The organism is Aliinostoc sp. HNIBRCY26 (assembly GCF_050235535.1).
Classification (GTDB): Bacteria; Cyanobacteriota; Cyanobacteriia; order Cyanobacteriales; family Nostocaceae; genus Trichormus.
The window spans coordinates 226,828-252,053 of sequence record NZ_CP189852.1 but is presented as its reverse complement, the minus strand read 5'-3'; the positions used below and the strand labels follow the sequence as shown (position 1 = coordinate 252,053).

At 41.1% G+C, this 25,226-nt stretch carries 23 protein-coding genes; 8 read left to right on the top strand and 15 right to left on the bottom strand.

Annotated elements, in window-relative coordinates:
• Positions 1–4: 4 nt before the first annotated feature.
• Positions 5–658 carry a Uma2 family endonuclease gene (locus tag ACQFX9_RS01020; RefSeq protein WP_427160312.1) on the bottom strand — a complete coding sequence of 218 codons (654 nt, stop codon included), beginning with the start codon at positions 656–658 and terminating at the stop codon, positions 5–7.
• A gap of 110 nt (positions 659–768) precedes the next feature.
• Here ACQFX9_RS01020 and ACQFX9_RS01015 point away from each other — a divergent pair, with 110 nt between their 5' ends.
• Positions 769–1,671 carry an alpha/beta fold hydrolase gene (locus ACQFX9_RS01015; protein ID WP_427160311.1) on the top strand — a complete coding sequence of 301 codons (903 nt, stop codon included), beginning with the start codon at positions 769–771 and terminating at the stop codon, positions 1,669–1,671.
• 187 nt (positions 1,672–1,858) lie between these two features.
• Positions 1,859–2,860: a serine/threonine protein kinase gene (locus ACQFX9_RS01010; RefSeq protein WP_427160310.1), complete on the top strand. Its 1,002-nt coding sequence runs from the start codon at positions 1,859–1,861 to the stop codon at positions 2,858–2,860.
• A 123-nt stretch (positions 2,861–2,983) separates the two neighbouring features.
• Here the strand turns inward: ACQFX9_RS01010 and rimM are convergent, their stop codons facing one another.
• The gene (gene rimM, locus ACQFX9_RS01005; protein WP_427160309.1) at positions 2,984–3,634 is read right to left on the bottom strand and encodes a ribosome maturation factor RimM; all 651 of its coding nucleotides are present in this window, start codon (positions 3,632–3,634) and stop codon (positions 2,984–2,986) included.
• 134 nt (positions 3,635–3,768) lie between these two features.
• A complete protein-coding gene (locus tag ACQFX9_RS01000; protein WP_427160308.1) occupies positions 3,769–5,052 on the bottom strand; it encodes a valine--pyruvate transaminase in 1,284 nt (427 codons plus the stop codon).
• Between the two features lie 282 nt (positions 5,053–5,334).
• On the opposite strand from ACQFX9_RS01000, the gene ACQFX9_RS00995 reads away from it, so the two are divergent.
• Complete coding sequence (locus ACQFX9_RS00995) at positions 5,335–6,444, top strand: S-(hydroxymethyl)glutathione dehydrogenase/class III alcohol dehydrogenase (protein WP_427160307.1); 1,110 nt, start codon at positions 5,335–5,337, stop codon at positions 6,442–6,444.
• A 335-nt stretch (positions 6,445–6,779) separates the two neighbouring features.
• On the opposite strand, the gene ACQFX9_RS00990 is transcribed toward ACQFX9_RS00995, so the two are convergent.
• The 4 genes from ACQFX9_RS00990 to ACQFX9_RS00975 form a co-directional block, all read right to left on the bottom strand.
• Entirely contained in the window at positions 6,780–8,459 is a 1,680-nt protein-coding gene (locus ACQFX9_RS00990) for a response regulator (RefSeq protein ID WP_427160306.1), read from the bottom strand.
• Positions 8,460–8,491: 32 nt separating this feature from the next.
• Positions 8,492–12,676, bottom strand: a complete 4,185-nt coding sequence (locus tag ACQFX9_RS00985) for a PAS domain-containing protein (RefSeq protein ID WP_427160305.1) — start codon at positions 12,674–12,676, stop codon at positions 8,492–8,494.
• Positions 12,677–12,963: 287 nt separating this feature from the next.
• The gene (locus tag ACQFX9_RS00980; protein ID WP_427160304.1) at positions 12,964–14,637 is read right to left on the bottom strand and encodes a glycosyltransferase family 39 protein; all 1,674 of its coding nucleotides are present in this window, start codon (positions 14,635–14,637) and stop codon (positions 12,964–12,966) included.
• 12 nt (positions 14,638–14,649) lie between these two features.
• Entirely contained in the window at positions 14,650–15,351 is a 702-nt protein-coding gene (locus ACQFX9_RS00975; protein ID WP_427160303.1) for a diacylglycerol/polyprenol kinase family protein, read from the bottom strand.
• 63 nt (positions 15,352–15,414) lie between these two features.
• Here ACQFX9_RS00975 and yidD point away from each other — a divergent pair, with 63 nt between their 5' ends.
• Entirely contained in the window at positions 15,415–15,657 is a 243-nt protein-coding gene (yidD, locus tag ACQFX9_RS00970) for a membrane protein insertion efficiency factor YidD (protein WP_427163050.1), read from the top strand.
• 14 nt (positions 15,658–15,671) lie between these two features.
• Here the strand turns inward: yidD and ACQFX9_RS00965 are convergent, their stop codons facing one another.
• Positions 15,672–16,391: a hypothetical protein gene (locus ACQFX9_RS00965; protein WP_427160302.1), complete on the bottom strand. Its 720-nt coding sequence runs from the start codon at positions 16,389–16,391 to the stop codon at positions 15,672–15,674.
• Positions 16,392–16,505: 114 nt separating this feature from the next.
• Between ACQFX9_RS00965 and ACQFX9_RS00960 the strand changes: the two genes are divergently transcribed.
• Entirely contained in the window at positions 16,506–16,688 is a 183-nt protein-coding gene (locus ACQFX9_RS00960; protein WP_427160301.1) for a hypothetical protein, read from the top strand.
• Between the two features lie 229 nt (positions 16,689–16,917).
• On the opposite strand, the gene ACQFX9_RS00955 is transcribed toward ACQFX9_RS00960, so the two are convergent.
• Both ACQFX9_RS00955 and ACQFX9_RS00950 read right to left on the bottom strand, forming a co-directional pair.
• On the bottom strand, positions 16,918–18,054 hold the full coding sequence (locus tag ACQFX9_RS00955; protein WP_427162786.1) for an IS4 family transposase: 1,137 nt from the start codon (positions 18,052–18,054) through the stop codon (positions 16,918–16,920).
• Positions 18,055–18,281: 227 nt separating this feature from the next.
• Positions 18,282–19,049 (bottom strand): PEP-CTERM sorting domain-containing protein, encoded by a 768-nt coding sequence (locus ACQFX9_RS00950; RefSeq protein WP_427160300.1) that lies wholly within the window; start codon positions 19,047–19,049, stop codon positions 18,282–18,284.
• Between the two features lie 502 nt (positions 19,050–19,551).
• Here ACQFX9_RS00950 and ACQFX9_RS00945 point away from each other — a divergent pair.
• On the top strand, positions 19,552–19,749 hold the full coding sequence (locus ACQFX9_RS00945; RefSeq protein WP_427160299.1) for a hypothetical protein: 198 nt from the start codon (positions 19,552–19,554) through the stop codon (positions 19,747–19,749).
• 39 nt (positions 19,750–19,788) lie between these two features.
• On the opposite strand, the gene ACQFX9_RS00940 is transcribed toward ACQFX9_RS00945, so the two are convergent.
• Positions 19,789–20,040, bottom strand: coding sequence for a hypothetical protein (locus ACQFX9_RS00940; RefSeq protein WP_427160298.1), 252 nt, complete (start codon positions 20,038–20,040; stop codon positions 19,789–19,791).
• A gap of 258 nt (positions 20,041–20,298) precedes the next feature.
• Here ACQFX9_RS00940 and ACQFX9_RS00935 point away from each other — a divergent pair, with 258 nt between their 5' ends.
• Positions 20,299–21,039 (top strand): DUF1995 family protein, encoded by a 741-nt coding sequence (locus ACQFX9_RS00935; protein WP_427160297.1) that lies wholly within the window; start codon positions 20,299–20,301, stop codon positions 21,037–21,039.
• Between the two features lie 243 nt (positions 21,040–21,282).
• On the opposite strand, the gene ACQFX9_RS00930 is transcribed toward ACQFX9_RS00935, so the two are convergent.
• The 4 genes from ACQFX9_RS00930 to ACQFX9_RS00915 all read right to left on the bottom strand — a co-directional run bounded on the left by ACQFX9_RS00930 (position 21,283) and on the right by ACQFX9_RS00915 (position 24,164).
• Entirely contained in the window at positions 21,283–21,990 is a 708-nt protein-coding gene (locus ACQFX9_RS00930) for a carbonic anhydrase (RefSeq protein ID WP_427160296.1), read from the bottom strand.
• Positions 21,991–22,191: 201 nt separating this feature from the next.
• Complete coding sequence (locus ACQFX9_RS00925; RefSeq protein ID WP_427160295.1) at positions 22,192–22,503, bottom strand: P-II family nitrogen regulator; 312 nt, start codon at positions 22,501–22,503, stop codon at positions 22,192–22,194.
• Positions 22,504–22,507: 4 nt separating this feature from the next.
• Positions 22,508–23,476 (bottom strand): sodium-dependent bicarbonate transport family permease, encoded by a 969-nt coding sequence (locus ACQFX9_RS00920; protein ID WP_427160294.1) that lies wholly within the window; start codon positions 23,474–23,476, stop codon positions 22,508–22,510.
• 385 nt (positions 23,477–23,861) lie between these two features.
• On the bottom strand, positions 23,862–24,164 hold the full coding sequence (locus tag ACQFX9_RS00915) for a YkvA family protein (RefSeq protein ID WP_427160293.1): 303 nt from the start codon (positions 24,162–24,164) through the stop codon (positions 23,862–23,864).
• A gap of 213 nt (positions 24,165–24,377) precedes the next feature.
• On the opposite strand from ACQFX9_RS00915, the gene ACQFX9_RS00910 reads away from it, so the two are divergent.
• Positions 24,378–25,115: a MotA/TolQ/ExbB proton channel family protein gene (locus ACQFX9_RS00910; protein WP_427160292.1), complete on the top strand. Its 738-nt coding sequence runs from the start codon at positions 24,378–24,380 to the stop codon at positions 25,113–25,115.
• Positions 25,116–25,226 lie beyond the last annotated feature (111 nt).

The following is a 25,226-nucleotide window of genomic DNA, read 5'->3' as shown; positions in this document are numbered from 1 at the left end:
GCACTCAGCACTCAGCACTTTCTCCTGCGTTTTGTATAAATGCTTCAAACTCAGCTAATGTCTGGCTCACACCAATCTCTTTGGCGCGCTCCATAAACTGGGGAATTATCTCTATAACTGCTATATGGGGGAAATTTTGACTGGTTTGGGATTCAACGTACTTACCTTGTTGCAGTAGGTAAATTTTTAAGTTGCTATTTTTGTATATCCACAGTTCTGGAACTTTCAAAGCTTCGTAAGCGGTAAGTTCTGTTTTGGAGGTTAAGTCAGTCTCTAATGCTAAATCAGGTGGGGGATCTACGTTCAAATCTAAGCGGGTTTTACCGATAACAGCGCGATAGTTTTCAATATAAAAGCATTCATCAGGCTCGATACCTACTGCCATACTCTGACTTTTAAAGGTAGTAGAGCCAAGGGGTTCCCATGAGCGTTTTTGGAATTTTAATAGTGCTTTTACTAAGTCAGCAAGTAAAACTTTTGACCTTTCGTGTTCTGGTAACGGGGTCATAATTTCTAAAATCTGATTGGCGTAAGCAATACGAGATGAGCGCGATTCTCCTAAATCTACCAGAATCTTTTCAAACTCTTCCCAAGCAGCAGGCTCTAAAGTGACTTTTTGACCTGGTTCTAATCGCAAACTAATAGCATTCGTCAACATAGGGATTTCCCAAATTTAACAAACACCCCACCCTAAAAATAACATTTTGATGAGAATGCTAGGAGGTGAAACACTTTAGTATATATATCAATACTATAGGAATCTTAATAATGACATTAGTACCAGAGCAACAAGTATCTACAGCGCAGTTTGAAAAACTCATTTGGATTTGGCGCAATCATAAAATTCAATACACAGTCATGGGTACGGGACAACCTCTAGTGCTAGTGCATGGTTTTGGTGCTTCCATTGGACACTGGCGCAAAAATATTCCCGTGTTAGCGAATGCTGGTTATCAGGTGTTTGCGGTGGATCTTTTGGGGTTTGGTGGTTCAGATAAAGCCCCTATAGATTACAGTACAGAGGTTTGGGCAGAACTATTAAAAGATTTTTGGACAGAGCATATCCAACAACCGACGGTGTTTATTGGTAATTCTATTGGCGCACTCATCAGTTTGATAGTGATGGCTGAATATCCAGAAATCACTGCTGGTGGTGTGTTGATTAATTCGGCTGGGGGGTTGAGTCATCGTTCCAATGAATTGAACCCACCTTTAAGAGTGGTGATGGCGGCTTTTAATCGTTTTATGCGATCGCACATTACAGGTAAGTTAATATTTAATCGCATCCGCCAAAAGGAGCAAATTCGCCGCACCCTCTATCAAGTTTACTGCGATCGCACAGCCGTTACTGATGAACTAGTTGATTTAATATACACTCCAGCCTGCGACCCAGGCGCGCAGAAAGTATTCACCTCCATTATCAGCGCACCTCCAGGCCCAGCACCACAGGAACTACTACCAAAAATCAACCGTCCTCTATTAGTAATTTGGGGTGCTGAAGACCCCTGGACACCCATTACTGGGGCGAAAATTTATGAACAAGCACTGGCAGATGGTAAAGATATCAAAATAGTACCCATTCCTGGTGCTGGCCATTGTCCCCACGATGAAGTCCCGAATATTGTCAATGCTGAGATTATTGATTGGTTAGGACAGAAAAGAGGGGTGTAAGGGTGCAGGGTGCAGGGGTGCAGGGGAGAAAAAATCACTCATCACTCCCTACTCAGCACTCAGCACTCAGCACTCATCACTCCCCACTCCCACTGCAAAAGTAGGGCAGAATGGCAAGTAATCATCTAGAGGAGTATTTATAATTTGTTGACTTCGCCTTGACAAAATCAAACTCAGGTGGTGTGTAATGGAGCTTGATGTCAATAATCAAGGGAAAAATCCCTTAATTCAACATCCAGATTTTTCTGCTTTGGGTTATCAAGTTATCCGCGAGTTGGGACACAACCAGCAAGGGGGACGCATCACTTACCTTGCTCATGTCCGCAACTCCCCACAACAGGTGGTGATTAAAGAGTTTAGTCTTGCTCATGTTGGTGTAGACTGGCTGGGTATAACAGCTTATGAGCGAGAATTACAAATCTTAAAAAGGCTTAATCATCCCCGTATTCCTCGTTATATAGATACCTTTACCACTGCTACAGGTTTTTACATAGTGCAGGAGTATAAAAACGCTCCTTCTTTAGCTGCAATACCAGACTTGCATCCAGAGGCAATTAAACAAATTGCGATGTCGGTTTTAGAGATTTTGGTATATTTACAGCAGGGCGTTGACACGATTATCCATCGCGATATTAAACCAGAAAACATTTTAGTTGATGAGCAATTCAATGCTTACCTGATTGATTTTGATTTGGCTCACATACAAGGCGAAAAAATGGCTCTTAGTAGTTTAGCCAGTGGCACGCCTTATTTTATGCCACCAGAGGAACATTTGGGTCAGCCTTTCACCCCAGCATCAGATTTATATAGTGTAGGTGCAACGTTAATTTACTTACTTGCAAAGACTCGTTCTATCAGCATCAGTCAGTTAGTTAACGGTCAGTATCGCTTCAATTTGCAGGAATTCTCTACACTTAATCCCCGCTTGAGAAACTGGTTAAGCAGAATGGTAGAACCTAGATGGCAGTACCGTTATCCGAATGCGGCTGCGGCATTAGCTGCGCTAGAACCGATACAGGTAACAGGTAGTGGTAGCTTCATTGAAAGTTTGACGGCATTTCTCAGATTGGGCAAACAAAATACCATCATTGCCGTAGCTATTATCGGTATACTAGCCACAGCCGGAATCACTCTCATCATGTCACCACAAGACGGTTTAGCCGAGCAAACACAGAAGATAGAGGATTAGTTAAGGACTTCCAACTAAAAAATATACCGTTGCTTTGGTAAGCAGGGGAGACAAGGGGAGAAAAATATCAATAGCTAATGAATAATGACTAATGACTAATGACTAATGACTAATGACTAATGACTATTGACTAATTTCCAATAAGCCGACGGGGGGAGTGATTTCGATGCGACGGGATGATATATCTACCACAGGTGCGATCGCTCTTACAAAGGGAATCAAAACTTTCTTCGGTTTTTGTTCATTATCATGTGGCGTTAACTGTACTTCTAGCAAATCATGACCTGCCGGAATAACATCAACTACTTTACCCACTAGTTCACCGGACTCTTGCAAGAAGACTTCTATACCAATTAAGTCAATCACATGATATTCATCTTCTCCTAATTGGGGGCGATCGCTAATGGGGACGAATAATTTACAATCACGTAATTCTTCGGCTTGGTTGCGATTTTCGACACCAGCTAATTGAATGATATATAAATTTTTCCCTTCTACATAACGCCCTTCTAACAACTCAATGGGTTGTGGTGCTGTTTCCCCTGGACGTAATAACCAACGTGTTCCCGACTCCTCAAACCTTTCAGGAAAATCAGTTGTGGGATAAACCCGTATTTCCCCAGCTAAACCCTGCGGTGCGACGATTTTACCGATTTCTATCCAGTCATCGAGGTTGGGGGACTGGGGACTGGAGACTGGGGACTGGGGACTGGGTTTTTCTTTCTTCCCTGCTTTCCGTCTTCCTGTCTTTTGTTGTGTTTGTTTGAGGTTCATGATTGTTAAATTAACTACCGAAGCACGCTACAAAAATAGCGATAGAAGTAAAGATGAGAAATTAAAAGGTAAAAGGACAAAGGTGATTTTATCTCCATGCCCCATGCCCCATTCCCAATGCCCAATGCCCATCTTTAAGCACTAACCGCCGCACTTTGGTAAACTTGCTCTGCGACTTTCGCTAACCGTTGCATTCCCAGAACAATTTCATCGTTGCTACCTGTGAGGCTGATACGTAAACATTGGTGTTTGTGTTGCCATTCTTCTTGTAAACCAGGGAAAAATGTACTACCAGGAACGATAATTACACCAACTTTTTTGAGTTCTTGGTAAAATTCCCAATCAGTAATCGGTAAATCTTTTAACCATAGCCAAGCAAAGATTGCACCTTCTCCACGGTGTAAGAACCAGGGTAAATCTTTGGGCATGGAGTTATTTAAGGTGTCTTCTAGAACTGTAAATTTGTTTTGGTAGAAGGGACGAATTACAGTTTCGGAGATATGTGCCAGACTACCAGAGTTAATAGCACGAGATGCGATCGCCTGTCCATAGCGGGAGGGATGAATACATAAGTTTGTCTGGAAGCATTCTAAAACTTGTATCCATTTTTCATCCCCAATGGCGATGCCAATGCGTTCCCCTGGCAATCCAGCTTTAGATAAACTCATACAATGAATGATATTGTCACCAAATACTGGCTGCATATCTGTAAAGTTTAATGCTGGGAATGGTGGTGCATAGGCGGAATCGATTAACACGGGTACATCATAGGAAGCCGCTAAAGCTGCGATTTTCTGCACCTCATCTTTTGTCATGACGTTACCTGTGGGGTTACAGGGACGGGAAAAGATGATACAGCCTGTGTTTTCTGTAACTGATAACTGGTTGAAGTCAGGACGATATTTAAATTTGTGATTAGCTGCGTCAATGTCAAGAGTGGGTTTGTAGGCTACTAAAGCCTCTGGAAACAAACAAACGCCACCATAACCTGTATAATCTGGACTTAAAGGTAAAACTATTTGCTTGAGCTGACCATTATTAGTGTAGCCACCGAAAGAATTAGCAGCGTAGAAGTAGAGACTTTGACTACCAGGGGTGAGCAAAATATTGCGCTCAGTTAAGTTTAAACCATAGCGTTTGTTAAAGTCGTTAGCGATCGCTTCAACTAATGGCGCGTAGCCTTGACTCGAACCGTAGCGACAAACTACTTCCCCATATTCTGAACTAGCCAACAATTCTGCTGTGTAGTCCCGCCACAACTGTTCTACCTCTGGTAAAATCAACGGGTTGCCTGCACTCAAATTAATTAATTCCTGCCCCCGATTAGCTTTTAGCGTTTCGTTAATGTCCTTCATAATTGCTCGGACACCTGTGAGGTTAGACATTTGAGAGCCAATTTTAGTTAGGGCAGGGTTCATAAGCTGTGCAAAAGTAAAGGTAAGTGAAGGGTTGACGACAATATAAATTTATCGCGGCAGATAGATATCATTTTTCCAGTTTACCGCCTGTAACTAATGTACCAATCTCTTCCAAAAATGCAATTTTCTGGTTCACTGACACACAGACTATGAAAAAACTCGTAAGCATCCTAAGATAGATATCCATAAATTGCCAACGATGACTTTAAGCGATCGGTGTTTTCCATTAGCACACTGACTAAGACTTGTTGAATTTTGAATTATTTACGGGAGGGCTAACTCTTGGAAGTTAAAGCAGCAGTAGCCTATGGTGCAGGTAAGCCATTAACTATTGAAACTGTGCAACTAGAAGGGCCACAAGCGGGAGAAGTTTTAGTGGAAATTAAAGCCAGTGGAGTTTGTCACACTGATGCTTTTACCCTGTCTGGTGCTGATCCTGAAGGGTTATTTCCCGCCATTTTAGGACATGAGGGTGCAGGTGTAGTGGTGGAAGTCGGCTCTGGTGTAACTAGTGTTAAGCCAGGAGATCATGTCATTCCCCTATACACACCTGAATGCCGCCAATGTGCCTATTGTCTCAGCTTTAAAACCAATCTCTGTCAAGCTATTCGTGCTACCCAAGGGCGTGGTGTTATGCCTGATGGTACTAGCCGCTTCAGAATTGGTGGAGAAATGATACATCACTACATGGGTACTTCTACGTTCTCTAACTATACGGTGTTGCCCGAAATTGCCGTCGCCAAAATTCGGGAAGATGCCCCTTTTGACAAGGTTTGTTACATCGGTTGTGGCGTAACTACAGGTATAGGCGCAGTGATTTATACTGCCAAAGTAGAACCAGGGGCGAATGTAGTAGTGTTTGGTTTGGGGGGTATTGGCTTAAATGTCATCCAAGGGGCGCGGATGGTAGGAGCAAATATGATTGTGGGGGTAGATATTAATCCCAGCAAGCGCGCTTTGGCAGAAAAATTTGGGATGACACATTTTGTCAACCCCAATGAAGTAGAGGGAGATTTAGTTAGTTACTTAGTTGATTTAACTAAAGGTGGTGCTGATTACAGCTTTGAATGTATCGGCAATGTCAAAGTCATGCGTCAAGCCTTAGAATGCTGTCACAAAGGTTGGGGTGTGAGTGTAATTATTGGTGTAGCAGGCGCAGGACAAGAAATTAGCACCCGTCCGTTTCAATTAGTGACTGGACGCGTGTGGAAGGGTTCAGCTTTTGGTGGTGCGAGGGGACGCACAGATGTACCGAAAATTGTTGATTGGTATATGGATGGAAAAATTAATATTGATGATTTAATTACCCATGTAATGCCTATTGAGCAAATTAATGATGCTTTTGATTTAATGCACAAAGGCGAATCAATTCGCAGTGTGGTGACTTTTTAACAAAAGGGAAAACAAGAAAATATAGTTCCCTCCCCTTTTGAAACTAAGGTATACACAAATCTGATATAGGAATCCGCTTTGATTCCTGAAATTATTTGCGTAGAGAGGGAACAGGGAACAGGAAACTGGAAAGAAGGAATCAAAGTGTACCGAGTTTTTTTCAAAAATCAAATAGGAATCCTATAGTATTATTTTGCTCCCCCCTAATACCAATTCACTAAAAATATGATTCAAATGCAAACGCCACAAGCTATGCCGAGTCTCATTTTCTGAATTTTGAATTGGTATAACCCCCCTTGAAAAACAGGGGGAACTGAAGCTAGTAACATGATGAACTAGTCCTTATTACCTATTAATATCTCTTTCTTTCCCATTAAATTTAAAGGCAACTGTACTGTAAAAGTGGTTAAATTATTACTACTTATTACCTCAATTGTACCTTGGAGATACTCCACTAACTTTTTTACTAATGCTAACCCCAAGCCTGTGCTGCGATTTTGCCAAGCCTCAAATTTATTGATAGGTAAAGTTTTATCAAAAATTGATAGCTTATCTGGTATTTTGTTTTGAGTAATTTGGTAAAAGGGTTCAAAAATGCGAGATTGTTCTTTCAGGGGAATCTCTACCCCTGAATTATGCACGCTGATTTGTAAAGATGGCAATAAGTGAAATTCAATGCCGTCATCTGTAACAACGGGATTTTCCTGATGGCTGGGGTTATTGGTAAAATGAGCAGTTACCGTGATTCTTTCTAGTGGAGGAGTATACTTACAAGCATTGGTAACTAACTCTGAAATAATCCGGTTCAGGAGACTTAAATCAGAAACTAAAGTGGGCAAATCTGGTGCAATACTCACTTCCAAAATTTGCTGTTGAGTTTGGGCAATATTTTGAAATCCCTGAATTAGTTGAAGTAGCCATTCTTGAACTTGAATTTTAGTTAGTTCTAAAGGATAAACTTTCGCATCAATGATTCGCATACTCAGCAAGTCATCAACTAAGTTTAATTCCTGTTCACATTCATGATTGAGAATATTCAAGTAATGTAACGTAGATTCAAAAGCTTCCGTCGCAAAGGCTTTGAAAATATTCTGTTGCTCGATAATATTTCTAAGTGTATTTATAGCCATTTTCATATTCGATAATGGCGTTCGCATTTCATGGGAGGTAGCTGCTAAAAAATCTTCCTTCAATTGATTAATTTTTTGCATTTCTGCAATTCGCAGTTCTAGTTGACGAGAACGTTCAGCTGCTAGATTACGTTCTTCTGTAATTCGTCTTTGGGTGTCATCGCGAAACACCATAACGGCTCCTGTCACCTCACCATAATAGTCTTTTAGACAAGCTGCACTATCTGCAACTGGTATGAGTGAACCATCTTTCGTTTCTAAGAGAGTGTTACCACTAAAATAGACGGTGCTTTTTTGTTGGATAGCAAAAATGAGAGGATTTTGTACAGGTTGTTGAGATTTCTCATCAATTAGTTTTAAAATCTCTGTAATTATTTGATTTTTGATTTCATTGAGTCGCCATCCTGTAATTGCTTCGGCAACTTGATTCATGTATTTAATTTTTAATTGTGTATCTATCACAATTACTCCATCCCCCATTCCCCGCAATACAGAACACAAAAATTGTTCGCGTTCGTAGCGGTTGAGTGCTGTTTGAATGGCTACATACAGTTCTTGCTCCCTAATAGGTTTGAGGATGTAACCAAAAGGAAAGGTGAGTGTAGCTCTTTCGACAGTGCTTTGGTCAGAATGTCCTGTGACGTAAATAATAGGAATTTGAAGAATCTCCCAAATAATTTCTGCGGCTTGGATACCGTCAGTTTGCCCTCTTAATCGAATATCCATGAGGATTAAATTAGGGCGTAATTCGCTAGCTTTAGTAATTGCTAACTCGGCTGTATCGGCAATATCGACAACAGTGTAGCCCAAGGATTCTAAGGTCTCTTGGAGATTGATGGCCAAGATATATTCATCTTCGACAACTAACACCTTAATAGTTGCCATATTCTGTTTATTTGAGGAAAGAGTGACCATACTTATACCCTACCTGCTGTAAAGGAAATGTTAAATTCCGTTCCCTGGTGACTGTGAATTTCTAGCTGACCTCTCAACTGTTTGACTAGACCTTGAATCAGAGTCATACCGAGAGTTTTGCTTTTTTTCTGCTCAAATTCCGCAGGTAATCCGATGCCGTTGTCACGGACAGTAAGTGTTAAATCATGGTTGGTGATCTGGGACAAAATTACTTGAATTTCGCCTCTATAATTCACAGGGAAGGCATATTTTAGAGCATTAGAAACTAATTCGTTAATAATTAAGCCACAGGGGATTGCAGTCTCAATATCGAGTCTGATGTTTTCAACCTGGATCTTTAATTGTATCTGATTAGAATTAACATTATAAGAGTCAAAGAGATGTGTTGTTAAGTCAGGAATATATTGAGCAAAATTGATGTTCGCCAGGTCATCGGAACGGTAGAGTTTCTCATGTACGAGCGCAATGGAAGCAATCCGATTTTGACTGTCTTGAAGAATAGCTGTGGCTTGATGATCTTGGGTACGTCTACACTGCATTTGCAGGAGACTACTGACAATTCCCAAGTTATTTTTGACGCGATGGTGAATTTCTTTGAGTAATACTTCTTTTTCCTTTAATGATGCTTGGATTTTTTCTCCTGCTTGCCTTTGTTCTGTAATATCTTGCTGCACAGCTACAAAGACTGCACCATATTCAGGATGCTCAAAGACGCAGATGGTAGCACTACACCAAAAAGGTGTCCCATTTTTTTTAACATTATGAACTTCACAGGTAATTTCTACTTTTTGGGTAAGGCTAGTAGCGATCGCTTCATGAACTGCTGTTGCTGCTTCTGGACTATCGGCATAATTCACAATCGAGATATGCTGACCGATTAATTCTCCAGAGTCATACCCAAACATTTGATCAAATTTGGGGTTAGTGTAGACAATTACACCGTCAGAGGCTCTAACTAAAAGAATTCCCTCTGCCATGTTGCGAGCAATTACCGCTTGCAATTCTAACATTTGCTCAGTGCGTTTGCGATCGCTAATATTAATACTATTGCCAACAATTCGATAAATCCGTGAGTTTTTATCCTTTAAAGGAGTCAGGCTAGTAATCCACCAAGTTAATTGACCTTGAAATGGTAAACACTCTTCATAGGTGATAATGGCTCCATTATTAACACAATCTTGATAATTTTTGCGTACTCTTGCTGCTGCATCTGTTGGCAGAATTTGGTCTGGAGTTTTGCCATTGATTTCACTAAGGGAAAGACCTGTAAGTACCTCATGAGTGCGGTTTAAACTGACATAGCGAAAATCACCATCAATCACATCAAGGACAAAAATTGCCTGCCCTACACTATCGTAAATACTACGTAAAAATTGTTCTTGCTCTAGCAATGCTTGTTTGGTTTGGTGGAGATCGCGCATTGCGGCTTGCTGTTGTGTAATGTCCGTCACCCTGACAAGATTAATATCTTCACCAGCAACCAAAATGCGTTTTACAGCCAGGTTTCCCCAAAAGAAATTCCCCTGTTTAGTGACGCATTCAACTTCTTTACTAGAAAAACCTTGACGATTAATTTGGTTAATGCAATCAGCCATTTCCTCTGGGGTCAATTGTTGTTTGCGTAAAGTTTGACCGTCAATCCCAATGAGTTCCGCTTTACTGGATGCGCCAAACATTTTGACGGCTTGCTGATTACAATCAATGATGATTAAAGTTTCTGTGTCTACCAAAAACAGCGCGTCAGCAGATTCATTAAAAATAGCTTCCCGCAGGTTGCGACTGAGCATTATTTCTAATTCAGCTTGTTTACGCTCTGTAATATCTAGAATTGCTCCGATGAGTTTGATGGCTTTTCCTTGTCTATCCTGGGCTACTTCAGCTCTAGATTCTAGATAACGAATGGAGCCGTCAGGGCGAATAATGCGATATTCACAAGAAAACAGGCTATTTTGGGCAAGGGTTGCGGTAAGGTGACTCTGTACTACGGCGCGATCATCTGGATGAACCATTGCTAAAAATTCGGCTTGGTTTGGTTCCGGTAGCTGAGGATCTAAGCCAAAAATTTCAAAACTTTCCGTTGACCAACTGCGCTGGCATTTATTGATATCCCACTCCCAGCTGCCAACATGGGCTATTTTTTGCGTAGTAGCTAGTCTTGCTTCACTATGACGGACTTTTTCTTCAGATTCGACGCGTTCAGTAATATCCTGGGCAGTACCATACAGGCGAATGACTTGACCTTGATTGTTAAACTCGGCGTGTCCGATGCTTTCAATGTAAGTGACAGCATCATCCGTGGTCAATTTACGCAGGAGCAATTTATAAGTTTCACCTGTCAGCATAGACCGCTTGACAGCTTGGTCTAATTTTTCCCTATCTTCTGGATGATACAGTTCGAGATTGGCTTGATAAGTTGGTTCTGGTTGGGTGGGATCTAAGTCGAAGAGGTGAAATAACTGTTGTGTCCAAGTAATTTTTTCTGTAACTAAATCAAACTCCCAACTACCCAAACGGGCAACTTGTTGTGATTCTGCTAATAATGCTTGATTTTTGCGGAGTGTTTCTTCATTGTTCTTTGTTTCAGTAATATCTACTATTAGTCCATCCCAAATCACGCAACCGTTTGGATCTCGATGGGGTGTAGAACGTACCTGTAACCACTTTTTTTGACCACTAGGGGTGCAAATTTGGACTTGGATATTCAACACACAAAGATGCTGGTAAGATTCCTCAATTGCGGTTGCTAGTCGCTTAACATCTTCTGCTATCACTTGATGGTAAAGCAAACTGCAATCTTGGAGTGCATCTTCGGCGGTGACTTCCATTAAGGTTTCAATTCCTGCACTCAGGTATGTGAAGCGATCGCTACGATCTAAGTCTCGAACAACTTGATATATTGCCCCATTAGGGAGGTTATCACCAATGGTTCGCAGCATAGCTTCCCGCTTTTGTAAAGCCATTGCTGTGGCTTTGCTTTCGCTGATATCTCCCAGAGAACCGACTAAGCGGATGGGATTTCCTGACTCGTCCCACACAGCTTTAGCACGGGAGCGAAACCATCCATAGCTACCATCTTTCCGCAGTAGACGATACTCAACACTATAGCTGTCTGTTTGTCGCTGTAAATAAGCTGCTTGCTCACCTAAAACTCGTTCGTAATCGTCAGGGTGAATGCGTTTCATCCATTCCCCATCCCAGGTGGTGAGTTCGTGGCGTTCGTAACCTAGTAACTCATACCAACGATCAGAACGGAAGGTTTGATCAGTATTAATATCCCAGTCCCAAATTGCTTCCTCTGTACCGGCGATCGCTAATTCCCATCGTTCTTCACTGGCTTTAAAAGCTGCTTCTGTTTGTTTTTGGTTCGTGATATCACTACTAATACCTGTAACCACCCAGTAGTTGTTCTCTACATCCTGACGGGAAGTGTAAGTAGCTGAAATCCACCGGATAGAGTCGTCTTGGTGATAAAATCTATACTCTACGGTGCTGGTATGACCCGCAAAGATATCTGCAAACAAGGGCATAATTACTTTTTCCACATCTTCTGGGTGAACCCTTGACATCCATAGATGCTTATTTTGGATAATTTCCTGGGATGTATAACCAAATATGGCTTCACAACCCAGAGATTGATATTCATATTCCCAATCGTAATTGGCAAATACCCGAAAACTCACGATAGAAGTGGTAACTGCACTATTGAGAATATCGTTTAAGCGAGATTCAAAGGTGCAATAAGGTGTTTCCTTTTGGGAAAGTAATTCAGTCAGTTGCAGTAATTGAAAGGAATTACAGTTTTGTAAGATATCTAGGATAGTGGCTGATGTCACTAAGCCTAACAACTCTCCTTGATGGTTAGTGACGGGTAAGTGGTTAATCTGATGTTGTTGTAATCTTTTTAAAATCGTTGGCAGATCCTGGGCTTCTGTTTCACTTAAAGTGACTACAGGTTGGCTCATGAACTCAGCAATAGTTATATCAGCTAACTCCCTTGGAGCAGTCAGCGATGGCGTTCCGCCCAGCGTAGCTGATCGCACGAGGTCGGTTTTTGTAAAAATACCTAGAAGTTTTACCTGTTCTAGAATCAGTACGCAACTGGCTTGTGTTTGATTCATCAGATAGATAACTTCCAGGACTGGTGTGCAGGGTGCAACTTTTACCAATGCTTGTTGTTTGGTATTCAAGAGACTCGACTGATAGATATCCATCTGAGTGAGAATTTAATTTAGTTGCAGCAAATAATTATTTACTGTTTAACTAAGCATTAGTATTGATGTATACCGCATTTTTTTACAAAAATATATTTTTTCTCGCAAAATGTCTGCAATTTAGTAACGAAAATATAAAAAGCCTCTGACTATGTAAATAGCAGAGGCGGTTTGTATGGTGTGAGGAGCAAACATAAAGTTTACTTATAGACAATTCTAAGAGGCTATTGTGACAAGATGGTTACAAAACCTTGTCCAAAGTATTACGACTGCTCCGAAAAATAACATTGGTACAATTGGTAGGGAATACCGATGCGGTAGTGATGTTGCGGATCAATTTGACAGCTAGTCTGTGCAGATAAATTTAACTGTTGAGGGTAATCCCTGCGTCTGAGGCCTGGGGCGACTATCCATAAGTTTAAAGGTGATGTGACGTTAACTGGGAGTTGTGATAGTTTTTTCCAGACATTGGATACATCAGGCGATCTACTGACAGCAATAAAACCATCAGAATGGGATGTGTGATTTCTGATCTGCTCTAAGGCCAGTGCAAAACTCAGTCCTAAAGCGATATCTTGGTAACTATCATAGGTGACTGCCAACATCACAGGTAAAGATGGTGCAGAATTCATATTGCGTGCTACCTGTTCTGGTTGAAATGGTTTTTGAAAGACAAAATTAGTCACGACAAAAATACTGCTTAATACCCCAACTATTAGCAAAATTGCTATTTGTTGAAAATTTTGGCTTTTTAAAGGCGGAATTTCACTCAAACCAGCAGCCAGCAAGGCACAACAACTGGGATAATAGACAAAACTATAACGGGGAATAGCCGTAATATCCTTACCGGATAAATAAGCGATCGCCAAACACTGCAACATCACACAAGCTGTAAACATGAATAGTGTGAATGTAGCTCCATGTGTTTTATCTTGTTTCCATAGCTGTTGGTATCTGGGAAATAGCTTCACTCCTAACCACACAGCAAAAACTAACATCAATAATCCGCAGACAATGGTGATGATTAATGGTTGATTTTCCACTGGTAAAGCGATTACCATTAACACCAAATTGAGCAGGGTTTGATAAAAAGGTGCGAAAATACCAGGAGAATTGAGCCAACTAGTTTCGGAACGTTGAGCATGGTTCCAAGTCACCAATAACCAAGGCAGAAAACAAATAATAATAGTGATAATAGATAAACCAAAATATAATATAATCTTTCTTATAAAGCTGGAATTTTGGTATTTAGACCGATAAATTAATAGTGACAAAGTGAAAATTTCGGCGATAAAATCTAGAATAAAAAAATAGTGAGTATAAAATCCAATAATATTAACTAAAGTCCAGAAAAACCATACCTTAAATCTCACACGTTCCTGACTTATATCCTGTTGGATTTGCATTAGTCCCCATAAGGATAAAGTGATGAGGAACATAGGTAAAGTATAGTGCCGTGCTTCTTGAGAAAGGTAGACAGCAAAGGGAGACACCGCCATGAACAAGGCAGCTACTATGCCAGATATTCGTGAAAAAGCAAGATAATTGACGGCATATATCGCCACAATTGCCCCGACACCAAATAAAGCGGGTAGCGATCGCAATTTCATCACCCAGTCATCACTAGATATTCCTATCCATCCCAGCCAGCGATACATCCCACAAAAAAATAGGGGAGGATGGGTAGATTGATTAGTCAGATTTTGAGTGATTTCGCCACAGCTAACCCCAGGCTGAAAAGTAAAAATCTTGGGGATATCTTGGAGATTAACCACTACATCTAAAGGTAAATCATGATAATTTTTACCTAAACTGAAGATGGCAGTAATAACTTCATCCATCCACAAAGGTTTGAGTTCTAGATCCCAAAAACGTAAAATCAAACCAATGGCGATCGCTCCGATTAATCCCAATCTACGAATTTTGATCATTGCCATATTGCTGAATGCTTAGTACCATGACTGCATTAACACATATGCTAAAACTGCACTACCTAAAGGTACAGTCAAGTTATCAACACCCAGAAACGAACAGGCTTCTAAACTAGTAGCAGTAAAGGCAACTGCTAGGGATACTGCCCAAATTTGCCAAATATTGCCGAAAACACCCAATAAAATCAGGAAACAGACTAAAAAGCTGACTACTAACATGGCTAAAGAACCTTCCCAGCTTTTCTGTGTTCCCAACACTTTGTACTTATGTTGACCAAAACGTTGACCTACTAAAGCAGCGAGTCCGTCACCCCAGCACATAACCATCATCCCAATAGCTGCATACTGCGGTTGTTGTAGAGACCAAAAGCTAGCGACTAACACCCCGACACTAGCAGCGTAGAAAAATGTCCCTAAACTTTGTCTGCCGACACTATTAATCCCAGGGAGAATCGGCAGAATGTAAGATAGTAAAGTCACGATACTCGCTAAAATAGAAGCACCGATGCCAATGCTGGCGGGAATATTTAGCCACCAAGCAATTAAGATAACGTGACCAGCACCAATATGCACTATTTTGCGGAGGATTTCCGGGTCGTTAGTTGCAAAACGATTGACAAATCCGGCGATCGCTAAAATTAAAAACACCCAAGCTGCAACAATGGTAATTTGCAGCCATAGTGGTGGGGTGAGGATGAAATCAGGAAATTGAGTTAACAAAGGTGCTACAAGATAGAAAACATTTTACCCTTGTTATCAATGTATAAGATTTGGGCGACGATGATGAAGCAATTATTTATTTGGTTGATTAAAGGCTACAGAATATTTATCTCACCGCTATTTCCTCCCACCTGTCGTTTTCAACCAACTTGTTCGATGTATGCGATTGAAGCTATTGAGAGGTTTGGTGTATTTCGTGGTAGCTGGATGGCGACAAAGCGCATATTACGTTGTCACCCCTTCCATCCTGGTGGTTATGATCCTGTTCCCGAACTGGAAAATCAGGGAAAGAATGAAGGTAAATAGTCACCTCAATTGTCTTACTTTAGGTAAGATTTGATTTTCTGTTCTATGGATTCGCTAATAATTTCCGTCCCCATCTTAGGTTGTTCAAGACTAACCCGAACAAAATTTGTCTTGTCTGCTGATGTAAATTTATTGTCCCCATTAGAGTCTTTGATAATTCTGATAAAAACTGCATTTTGACTGGGGAGAACAACCCAATTCAGGACTTTGGTGTTTTGGGGTGTAACTTGCTGAAGGTTTTTCCCTGATACATCTGAAATATAGCCAATTACAGCATCTTGTGAATCTAGCTTTTTGTCTTTGTTAGTATCTTGATCAATAATTCGATATAACCAAACTCTTGTAGGGGGTTTACCAGCAGATTTTGTTTCTATCCATTCGTAGGTATTGATAATCGCTTTTTTATCTAACAGTAGATGAGTTTCGCCGTCTTGTTTACGATAAAAGATTAAGTTGTATAAAAGAGAAGAATTTTCTTTGTAGTAACGAGAAGAATCTAAAATGCTGCCTTGATCTCTATTACTTTCTTCAACATTAACAGGTATCATCACATAATCTGACTGCTCTTTGATAATCAGATCAGCATAGCTAATTGTCGGTTCTTTTTGTTGTTCTTGAGCAATGGCTTGACTTTGTTCTGTTGCTCTATCAATTTTGGTACGACAAGAGAATAAAAAACTAACTAAGAATAGAGCCAATGTGATTTTCCCTAACCAGTAATATTGATGTTTCACGTTGTTTACTGAGTAAGATTTGCTGCTATTCTATTCTAGTCTCGATCATAACCTCGAAAGTATCACTTCACTTCTCTATGAGATGCTCTTGCTAGCTTGCTTCCACAAATTGGTATGCTCCGAATTCAAAATTCGCCGTTGCTGATTGAGAATATGAATTTTCTCACGCAAAGGCGCGAAGGCGCGAAGGAAAAGAAAGGTATTGCTAACATTCATACTTTGATTCAGCAACGCCCAAAATTCAAAATAGCCAATGCTTGGCAACGCTACGGCAAACGGGAAGGTCTGCGCCTATAAAATTAAATACCCCACGGATAAATCCAGGGGCTTGACTTAATGCTATTTCAATACTTCTCGGTTAAGAGTTAAGCAGTATTGAGAATAAAAAAAGTGAGTGGTTGACGTTTAGTACCCGCTCCTGAGTGGATTGGTTTTCTAGATGGAAACTTAGAACGAGGTTTTTTGACTACTCTGGGATTTGTTCTGCCCTGTCTTGGAGGGATTTTTTGCTCCATAATTTCTAGAATTAACTTGGAGAAAAAAAGGGTAACTGCTCACCATTAGCATCTTGAAAATCAGAAATAGCTCGACGAATAACTTTGAGAGAACCAGTAAAACCTAAGCGTAATGGAGATATGCCAGCAGCAGTTGCGGCTTGAAACATTAAAGTACGAACTGCATAATGGCTTAAAAGCCAGCCGTAGATTTCTTGAACAACTTCGCGGGGTTTGAGAGAACGAATTGGAGTTTTACGTCCATTAAGATGGGTTTTTAACTCATCAATAGTATTTTCGATTTCCCAACGCTGATGATATTCTGTAGCCAACAATAAAGCCGGAAATAGAGCAATATCCATCAAACTGGTAATTAGACGATAAGTTTGTTGTCCATTTTCAGAGTCAATAGTATATTCTATAACTCGTACTTGAATCCTTGTTCCGCCTTTGTTCTTGGATTTGCGGTCTGGAGCAATCCAGGACAAATATGAGCCATCGTTTAAAACCTTGTCTACGGGAAATTTAACGTTCTTTGGCACTCGGCCTAAATAGTGGCATCCGCACTTTAAGGTGGCATGAACCATACGGTAAGAATGTAGCCCTCTATCCCACATCAGCAGCATCCCTTGACTGCAAGCTCGGAGTAATTTTAAAGCTCGTACTCTTTCTCCTATGCGGTAAGGACACATCAAGGCATCAACAATTAAATGCGTTCCCGCCTCAATTAGCAATACTAAACGGACTTTGGGAAATGCCGCTCTAGTTCCTTTTCTACTGCCTGGATATCCAAACACCCTGGCATTAGCCGCACTATCTGGCACATCCAACACTGTACCGTCTACTGCCATTACTCGTAGTCCTCCTAAAAATGCTCCTGGAGTCTGCACTGTCGCTAATGGTCTGACTATCTTGTGAAACAGCCGACTCATTACCCAACATCCCAATCTCTGTCTGGCTTCACTAATTGAAGAACTACTTGGTACTTTCCAATACTGCCCTAATCGCGTCCATTCTCTACTTAATCCACTCACCAGATTTTTCAGTACGTCCCCCATTGCATCTGATGACCATAGATTCATCGCTATGACTAGACACACTACCAACCCAGATGGCAATTTCCGCGTTCGCTCTTCATCACTGTCTGTCTCTGATAGAGTTTCTCTGATTACTGATGGCGAAATGACTGTTTCTATTGCTTTGAATATTAACTCTGCTTCTAAGGTTGGCGTTATCAACGAAAAATCTTTTAGCAGCACCAATTTTTCCCATCCCACTTCTTGGAGAACAATTATCACTTTACCTTGCTTTTGTTCTTAACCGAGAAGTATTGAATGCTATTTCACTTTTTTCTGATCTATGACCTGAATTCTTACCTTAATTCTTCTAGTAGATCCTAATTTCCCATAGATAGCGATTTTTTCAAAGCATTACGCTTTTTAAAAGTCACTAATCCCAAACCAACTACAACTATTCCTGCTATTGCACTGGGTTCTGGAACATCTACTTTGCTGACACTGACCAACTTCACGTCATCAATATAAGCACCCAAAGTATTTAATGGCCCAGTGTAGTTAAACTGTACTCGTGATAATTGACTAGTAGCGGTGAAAGTCTTAGTAAATATTGACCAGACAGTAGTTTTAGCACCATCACCAGCAGAAACGGTATCACGGAAAATATTATTACCAAGATTAGCGGCATCACGAACCAAAACATCAAAGACATTATCTACTGCTTTTGTGTCTGGGCGCGCTGAGTAGGCGAAAGATAGAGTGTAGGTTTTACCCGCTACAGTTGCAACATCCTGGTATATGCCCAAGGGATTTTGTTGAGAAAAGTTATTCGCAGTGTAACCGTGACTATCCAACTCAACGAGGTTAGAACCTTGATAGGGAGAGCCAGCTACACCACCACGTTGGACTTCGATTTTACCGTTTGGTGTTGCAGACCAACCGTTGATCCGATCATAGGTTTTCCAAGTTTTATTATCACCTGTTAGTTGCGCTTGGTTAGTACCAGCTAAAGTTGTATCTTCAAAGCTGCCATTCACAATTAAGTTCACGGGAGAACTTGGTGCTACAAGTGCATGGGCGGAACCAGCAAGAGAAGCGATCGCAGATGCAGAGATAACTGTAGCACAAACAAGTTTTTTAAGAATCATAAATCTTGGACTCTACCTTTGTCTAATTAGTAAACACAACTCAATTCTGTGAGTAATTACGGCTCAAAGATAGGAGATAAATACTAGACTTTATTTAAAAGCATATATGCGCGTTTTAGTAATAAAAAATACAGCAATAACAATAAATATACTGAGTAAATGGACGGATTTTTCCAAAAAAATTTAAAAGAAATGTAAAATAAAGTCGTATTTAGATAAAATTCTGGCTCAAAATGAGGAATCTTAAAGACGGTATAAATTTTACTAGTTAATAAATTGCTCAGAACCTATATTTTTTTATAAATACAACATAGAAATCCTAGCCAGTGATAGGTATTTGCAATATTTCACCTTCACACATACCATTAATCTTGGTAGATTTTTATCCACTTGATTTCACTCATACCTGTCCGATACAGACTGTATACTTTGACTATCAGTATTTAAGGTCTTGCCCCTGAAGACTGTTCGAGTTCTGTCAAAGAGATTGTTGTAGTGATTCATGCTACATAGTGATCTATTTTGGTCAAGGTTGGGACGATCTGCTACTTCTCTCAATACACAAGGTTGGCAAGCCACCGCCTGGGACGGGTCTCCCGGCTTGGGGCGAGTGGCTTTTGACGTAAAGAAAGCCAACACCGATATCCATGTTGAGTTCCGCTTTGCTCAACCTAACCTGACAATTTTTCAATGTAACTGACTCCGAAATTATCTTTAGCTACAGGTTGACTAAATTGAATCAGTATTCATACCTTATTTGATACTCACTAGCCTCAACTATATTGCCTATTTGCTGGTCGATACTGCTTTGGCTAAAATAAATATCTTTTGGACTCTCCGTATCAGCTTCCGACATCTCAAAATGAAGTGTGATTTCTTTGCTGTCTGGGTTAAAAACTGTTTCCAAGTATCTCAATTTCGAGAACACTGGGATTTTGTTACTGTCAAAAAATTCGTAAACACTACCCGCTTTAAACTTGAGATTTTCCATAATAACCTCCATACAGCTATGGAGCTAATTCTAAGCTGCTGATAATTATCCAGACCCTATCTAGATGGGGATTTACGATTTCAAGTTTACGCCAATCACCGCACCAGCGTGGGTAATAATACCAGCTAGGAGAAAGGTCATCACTGATTTTGTACTAGTGACAGAAAACCCAAACATAGTTCTCTTGACAACTACGGCTGAAAATCAGAGCCAATCCTGAAACAATAGGAGTAAATACGAAATAGCCATATACAGATTATGTCGGAATTGCCGAATTCTTTAGAAGATGCGATCGCCCAAGCGCGGGAAGCCACCAAAGCCGCTTTAGCAGACGGTTGTAGCCGCATTCAAGTGGAGTTACTGTTTCCAGAACTTAAGTTTATGCCTGTAGCGGAACAGTTTCTCCCCGTCTTTGCCGAATATGAATCTCGCTTGAAAGTCTTTTTTGCTGATGCTGGTGCGGCGGGTTTAGCCCGACGTGATTGGGCAGATAAACCATTTAAAATTTTGGATATTGGTACTGGTAGAGCCGCTTCTATCCAGTCCAAAATTGAGCCAGAGGACGAAATTTTCTTATTTATCGCCCCTACATCCGTCGAGGTTCCGCAACTGGAAAAGATTTGTGAAATAATAGGCGATCGCCCCTACATCATGTTAAACCCCCGCCTAGAAGATTCCGGTACAGTGGGTATTGGTTACGCCGCCAGACAAACCCGCAAACGTTTCATCAGTACCATCGAACCTTGCTATTACCTACGTCCCGTCGATGATGAAACCGCCGTCTTCCGTTGTTACCCTGGATTGTGGGAAATTTGGGTAGAAAATAGCGGTATATGGTCAAAAATCGCTGAATTACCCAACAAACCATCAGGCGATGAAATAGATTTAATCCTCGCCAAAGGACAACCGCAAACATCCCCTGATAGCACTGCTACACCAGGGAAAAAGCCCAATATGTTCAAAAGTTTGCAACGGTTTATTAAAGCTTTGAATAGTTAGGGGATTGGGGACTGGGGACTGGGGACTGGGGACTGGGGATTGGGGATTGGGGACTGGGGATTGGGGACAAGGGAGACAAGGGAGACAAGGGAGACAAGGGGGACAAGGGGGACAAGGGGGACAAGTGGGACAAGGGGGACAAGGGAGATTTTACTTCTATGCCCCATGCCCCATGCCCAATGCCCAATGCCCAATGCCCAATGCCCAATGCCCCATGCCCAATGCCCCATGCCCAATTCCCATTCAAGCAATAATAGTCACACTGCCTGTATCCAAATCGTAACGACCCCCGACAACTTTTAATTTGCCTGATTTGATCTGTGCGCTTAAGACTTTTGATCGCATTAGGCGTTCGATTTGATACCGCACATTTGCCACTACAGCATTTTCAACCGCATCACCTGGCTTTTTCTTCACCCTTGCTAATGCTGGTTTGATGGCTTTGATAAAGCTACTAATATCACCTGGTACTGATTCATTATGTACGGCTGCGGTAACTGCGCCGCATCTTTCATGACCCATTACCATAAGTAATGGTGTGCCTAACAAAGCCACAGCATATTCAATACTGCCGAGAGTTTCTGGCGTGGAAATATTGCCAGCAACTCTAACATCAAAAATATCACCCAGACCTTGATCAAAAATAATCTCTGGTGGTACTCGTGAATCAGCACAACTTAAGATAGTTGCAAATGGATGTTGGGCTGAAGCTAATTCTTGCAATCGCGTCGAATACTGATCGGGGTACTGGGGTTGACGTTCTACAAATCGTCGGTTTCCTTCAAGTAACTTTTGCAAAGCCACATCAGCACTCAAAGATTCTGAAGAAGGTGGACTAGCAGCTTGAGCCTGTTCGACTCGCCACAGTAAATCACCAGCCGTTACCATCATTCCCAATGTTCCCGTGACACCTAATTTCAAAAAGTCACGGCGTTCTATAAAATACTTCATGAGATTGATTTATATGTAACAAAAAAATAAATGCCGTCGGCAGTCAGAACAAAGTTTGTTAATAACTGTAGTATCTATACAGAAATTTCCCCCCGTAAAACCACTTAAATTCTCTGCCCAATCCCCAGTCCCCAGCGATGCACTGAGCTTGTCGAAGTGTCCCCAATCCCCAGTCCCTAGTCCCCAATCCCTAGCCCCCTCTTATAACGATGCCACGCATTTGACAGAGCGAATTTCCATCACATCGGAAACGTAGCAAGTACCACCAAATTTATTAAGCAGGGGTCTAAGATTTTCAATGGCGGGTTTGATTTGCTCTGGCATACAAAAAGCCATGATGTAGACATTATCCAGCATGGTCATGTCTAAATCTTCCGTCGTACCTCGTAATCCTTTACCAGCAACATTACGGATAACAACGTGACCATGTACACCTGATTTATCTAAACTTTCTAAGATTTTGCCTAGCTCAAAGGAGTTGGCAATAATTTCTATCTTTTTTACTAGGTGCATATTATTACCTCCATAATAGGTTGATTCCGTAGAGATATAACGGAATTCCCACAATGATATTGAACGGGAAAGTTACTGCCAGAGCGGTAGAAACGTACAGGCTAGGGTTCGCTTCTGGAACAGTCATCCGCATTGCAGCTGGTACAGCAATATAAGAGGCACTGGCGCATAACACAGCAAACAAAAGTGCATCACCTTGGGACATCCCGATGGTTTTGGAAATTAGCAACCCAATGCAGGCATTGAGTATAGGAATTAGTATGGCAAATGAAATGAGAAAAAAGCCGGTTTTTTGCAAGTCTTTAATTCTTTTAGCGGCGATGAGTCCCATGTCTAGCAAAAAGAAGGTGAGAACACCATAAAACAAACCTTGAGTAAATGGTTCTAATACGTGCCAACCGTGTTCTCCAGTCAAGACACCAATTACAAGACTACCCACTAAAAGAAAAACTGAACTATTAAGAAATGCTTCTTGTAAAACTTCCTTCCAAGAAACTTCCCGCTTGCCATCAACGGTGAAGATATTCACAAGAATCAAACCCACAATAATTGCTGGGGATTCCATTAAAGCTAAGGCTGCAACCATGTAGCCATCATAATTAATACCTAGCTCACTTAAGAAAGCACTAGCAGTGATGAAAGTGACAGCACTAATAGAACCGTAAGTGGCCGCGATCGCCGCCGCATCGTAAGTATCTAGTTTCAGCCTCAGAATAAAAAAGGAGTAAATTGGCACAAAACACGCCATTAACATCGCTGCTGCTAGGGTTAGCACCACATCTTGAGTGATACCGCTTTTGATCAGTTCTACTCCTCCCTTGAAACCGATCGCAAATAGCAGATAAAGCGAAAAAAGCTTGGGTACTGGTGCGGGAATTTCTAAATCAGACTTCACAAAGACAGCAGTCATCCCCAGAAAGAAAAACAAAACTGGCGGATTCAGGATGTTGGAAACAACTAAGCTGACATCCATGAACACCCCTCCCCATGCTGATGCAACTTGCAGTTAATCAAATTTTTCATCTGCAAAAATTTAACTTGTTGCCTCATCATGTAACGTGTATTGTTGCCTCATGTCAATTGTGTGCTTATAAAGACATGGGTAAGGAGAGGGGTGTAAGGGTGTAGGAGTGCAAGGGCGTAGGGGAATAACTAATGACTAATAACTATTGACTATTGACTATTGACTATTGACTATTGACTATTGACTATTGACCAAAAAATATCCCCTACTTTGAGAATCACGGATGCGATCGCCTACAGTGGGGCGTAGCTGATCACGCTTTCAAAATAGAGGTTAAATGTGGCTTGTGATTTTTATTAATTTCTGTTCTTTGTTCCCCTTTTCCAGTTCCCCCTCATTTAACAGACACAGCATCAACGTCAACAGTGCTGTCAGTAGAGGTAGAATCTGTTGAGGCGGTAGTTTCTTCACCCTTACGAGCTTTCCAGCCTTCAATCACTAAACCAGATACCTCAGTCACTAATATGGTCAAAAGCAAAACGTCATCTACTTGACCCAAACCAGGGATAAAATCCGGTGCAATATCAATTGGGCTGAGAATATAAACAATCGTACCTAAAATCGCCCACCAGCGAAATTTAGGATTACGTAGCAGACCGCGATACCAATTATACAAAGATTGGATTGAGAAGTTCATGGTTTAACCCTCCAGTTATCTTCAATTTTGACAAATTATGCTGTATATTCCCGGTGGGAATAACCGTCCTAGTTAGTTGGGAAGATGCTAATCGTCATATTTCTAAAACCTAACCAGCGATTCTGTACAACAATATGTTAATTGTGCATTAATCTCTAGAATTAAAATGCTTTGGGATAGTTGCTTCTGCAATGGAGGGAGGAGACTTTAAAAGTGGATATTGTAACCTTGTTCAAAGAAGGCGGGCCAGCCATGTGGCCTTTACTGGCCCTGTCGATTTTATCTTTGAGTGTAATTTTTGAAAGACTGTGGTTTTGGTTGCGAATTTTAACACAAGAAAAAGAAATAGTTGAACGTGTATTAGATGCGGCTCAAGATAATTGGGAATTAGCGGCAGATATTGCCCAAAGATCAACAGATCAACCGATTGGGCGATTTCTCTATGCTCCTTTACGTTTACAAAAAATTGATGCTGAAACTTTTCGGTTAGCACTAGAATCTACTGCCGAGGATGAATTAGCTGGGATGCGGCGTGGGGACAAGGTATTGGAAGCTGTGATTACCCTTTCACCGCTTTTGGGACTATTGGGTACAGTTCTCGGACTAATTGATACTTTAAAAGCGATTAACATCGGTGATATCGCCACAGGTGGAGGTGCAGCAGCAACAAGAGGTATCGGCGCGTCCTTAATCAGTACAGCTGCGGGATTGATCGTTGCGATCACTAGTTTGGTATTTTACAGATTATTTCAAGGCTTTGTCGTTAATCAAGTCAAGGTTTTTCATAAAGCTGGCAATGAGTTGGAATTGCTTTATCGTCAATTTCCACCTAATCCTAGTAACAATACATCAGTAGCAGTGTCAGATACAAAACGGGATAGTTACTCATCATCCAGTAAACCCAGCCTCAGCAAATTACCTCAACCCCCAGAACCACCAGACCAAAGTTAATTATAAATAGGGCATGGGGCATTGGGCATTGGGCATGGTAGTAACAATCTACCTTGTCTCCCAGTCCCCAATCCCCAGTCCCCAGTCCCCAGTTCCCAGTCCCCAATCCCC

Bases quoted from the DNA above. Each gene is read 5' to 3' on its own strand.
- ACQFX9_RS01020 (WP_427160312.1), bottom strand. From the start codon at position 658: ATGTTGACGAATGCTATTAGTTTGCGATTAGAACCAGGTCAAAAAGTC.
- ACQFX9_RS01015 (WP_427160311.1), top strand. From the start codon at position 769: ATGACATTAGTACCAGAGCAACAAGTATCTACAGCGCAGTTTGAAAAA.
- ACQFX9_RS01010 (WP_427160310.1), top strand. From the start codon at position 1,859: ATGGAGCTTGATGTCAATAATCAAGGGAAAAATCCCTTAATTCAACAT.
- rimM (WP_427160309.1), bottom strand. From the start codon at position 3,634: ATGAACCTCAAACAAACACAACAAAAGACAGGAAGACGGAAAGCAGGG.
- ACQFX9_RS01000 (WP_427160308.1), bottom strand. From the start codon at position 5,052: ATGAACCCTGCCCTAACTAAAATTGGCTCTCAAATGTCTAACCTCACA.
- ACQFX9_RS00990 (WP_427160306.1), bottom strand. From the start codon at position 8,459: ATGGCAACTATTAAGGTGTTAGTTGTCGAAGATGAATATATCTTGGCC.
- ACQFX9_RS00980 (WP_427160304.1), bottom strand. From the start codon at position 14,637: ATGGCAATGATCAAAATTCGTAGATTGGGATTAATCGGAGCGATCGCC.
- yidD (WP_427163050.1), top strand. From the start codon at position 15,415: ATGAAGCAATTATTTATTTGGTTGATTAAAGGCTACAGAATATTTATC.
- ACQFX9_RS00960 (WP_427160301.1), top strand. From the start codon at position 16,506: ATGCTCCGAATTCAAAATTCGCCGTTGCTGATTGAGAATATGAATTTT.
- ACQFX9_RS00950 (WP_427160300.1), bottom strand. From the start codon at position 19,049: ATGATTCTTAAAAAACTTGTTTGTGCTACAGTTATCTCTGCATCTGCG.
- ACQFX9_RS00945 (WP_427160299.1), top strand. From the start codon at position 19,552: ATGCTACATAGTGATCTATTTTGGTCAAGGTTGGGACGATCTGCTACT.
- ACQFX9_RS00940 (WP_427160298.1), bottom strand. From the start codon at position 20,040: ATGGAAAATCTCAAGTTTAAAGCGGGTAGTGTTTACGAATTTTTTGAC.
- ACQFX9_RS00935 (WP_427160297.1), top strand. From the start codon at position 20,299: ATGTCGGAATTGCCGAATTCTTTAGAAGATGCGATCGCCCAAGCGCGG.
- ACQFX9_RS00930 (WP_427160296.1), bottom strand. From the start codon at position 21,990: ATGAAGTATTTTATAGAACGCCGTGACTTTTTGAAATTAGGTGTCACG.
- ACQFX9_RS00925 (WP_427160295.1), bottom strand. From the start codon at position 22,503: ATGCACCTAGTAAAAAAGATAGAAATTATTGCCAACTCCTTTGAGCTA.
- ACQFX9_RS00920 (WP_427160294.1), bottom strand. From the start codon at position 23,476: ATGGATGTCAGCTTAGTTGTTTCCAACATCCTGAATCCGCCAGTTTTG.
- ACQFX9_RS00915 (WP_427160293.1), bottom strand. From the start codon at position 24,164: ATGAACTTCTCAATCCAATCTTTGTATAATTGGTATCGCGGTCTGCTA.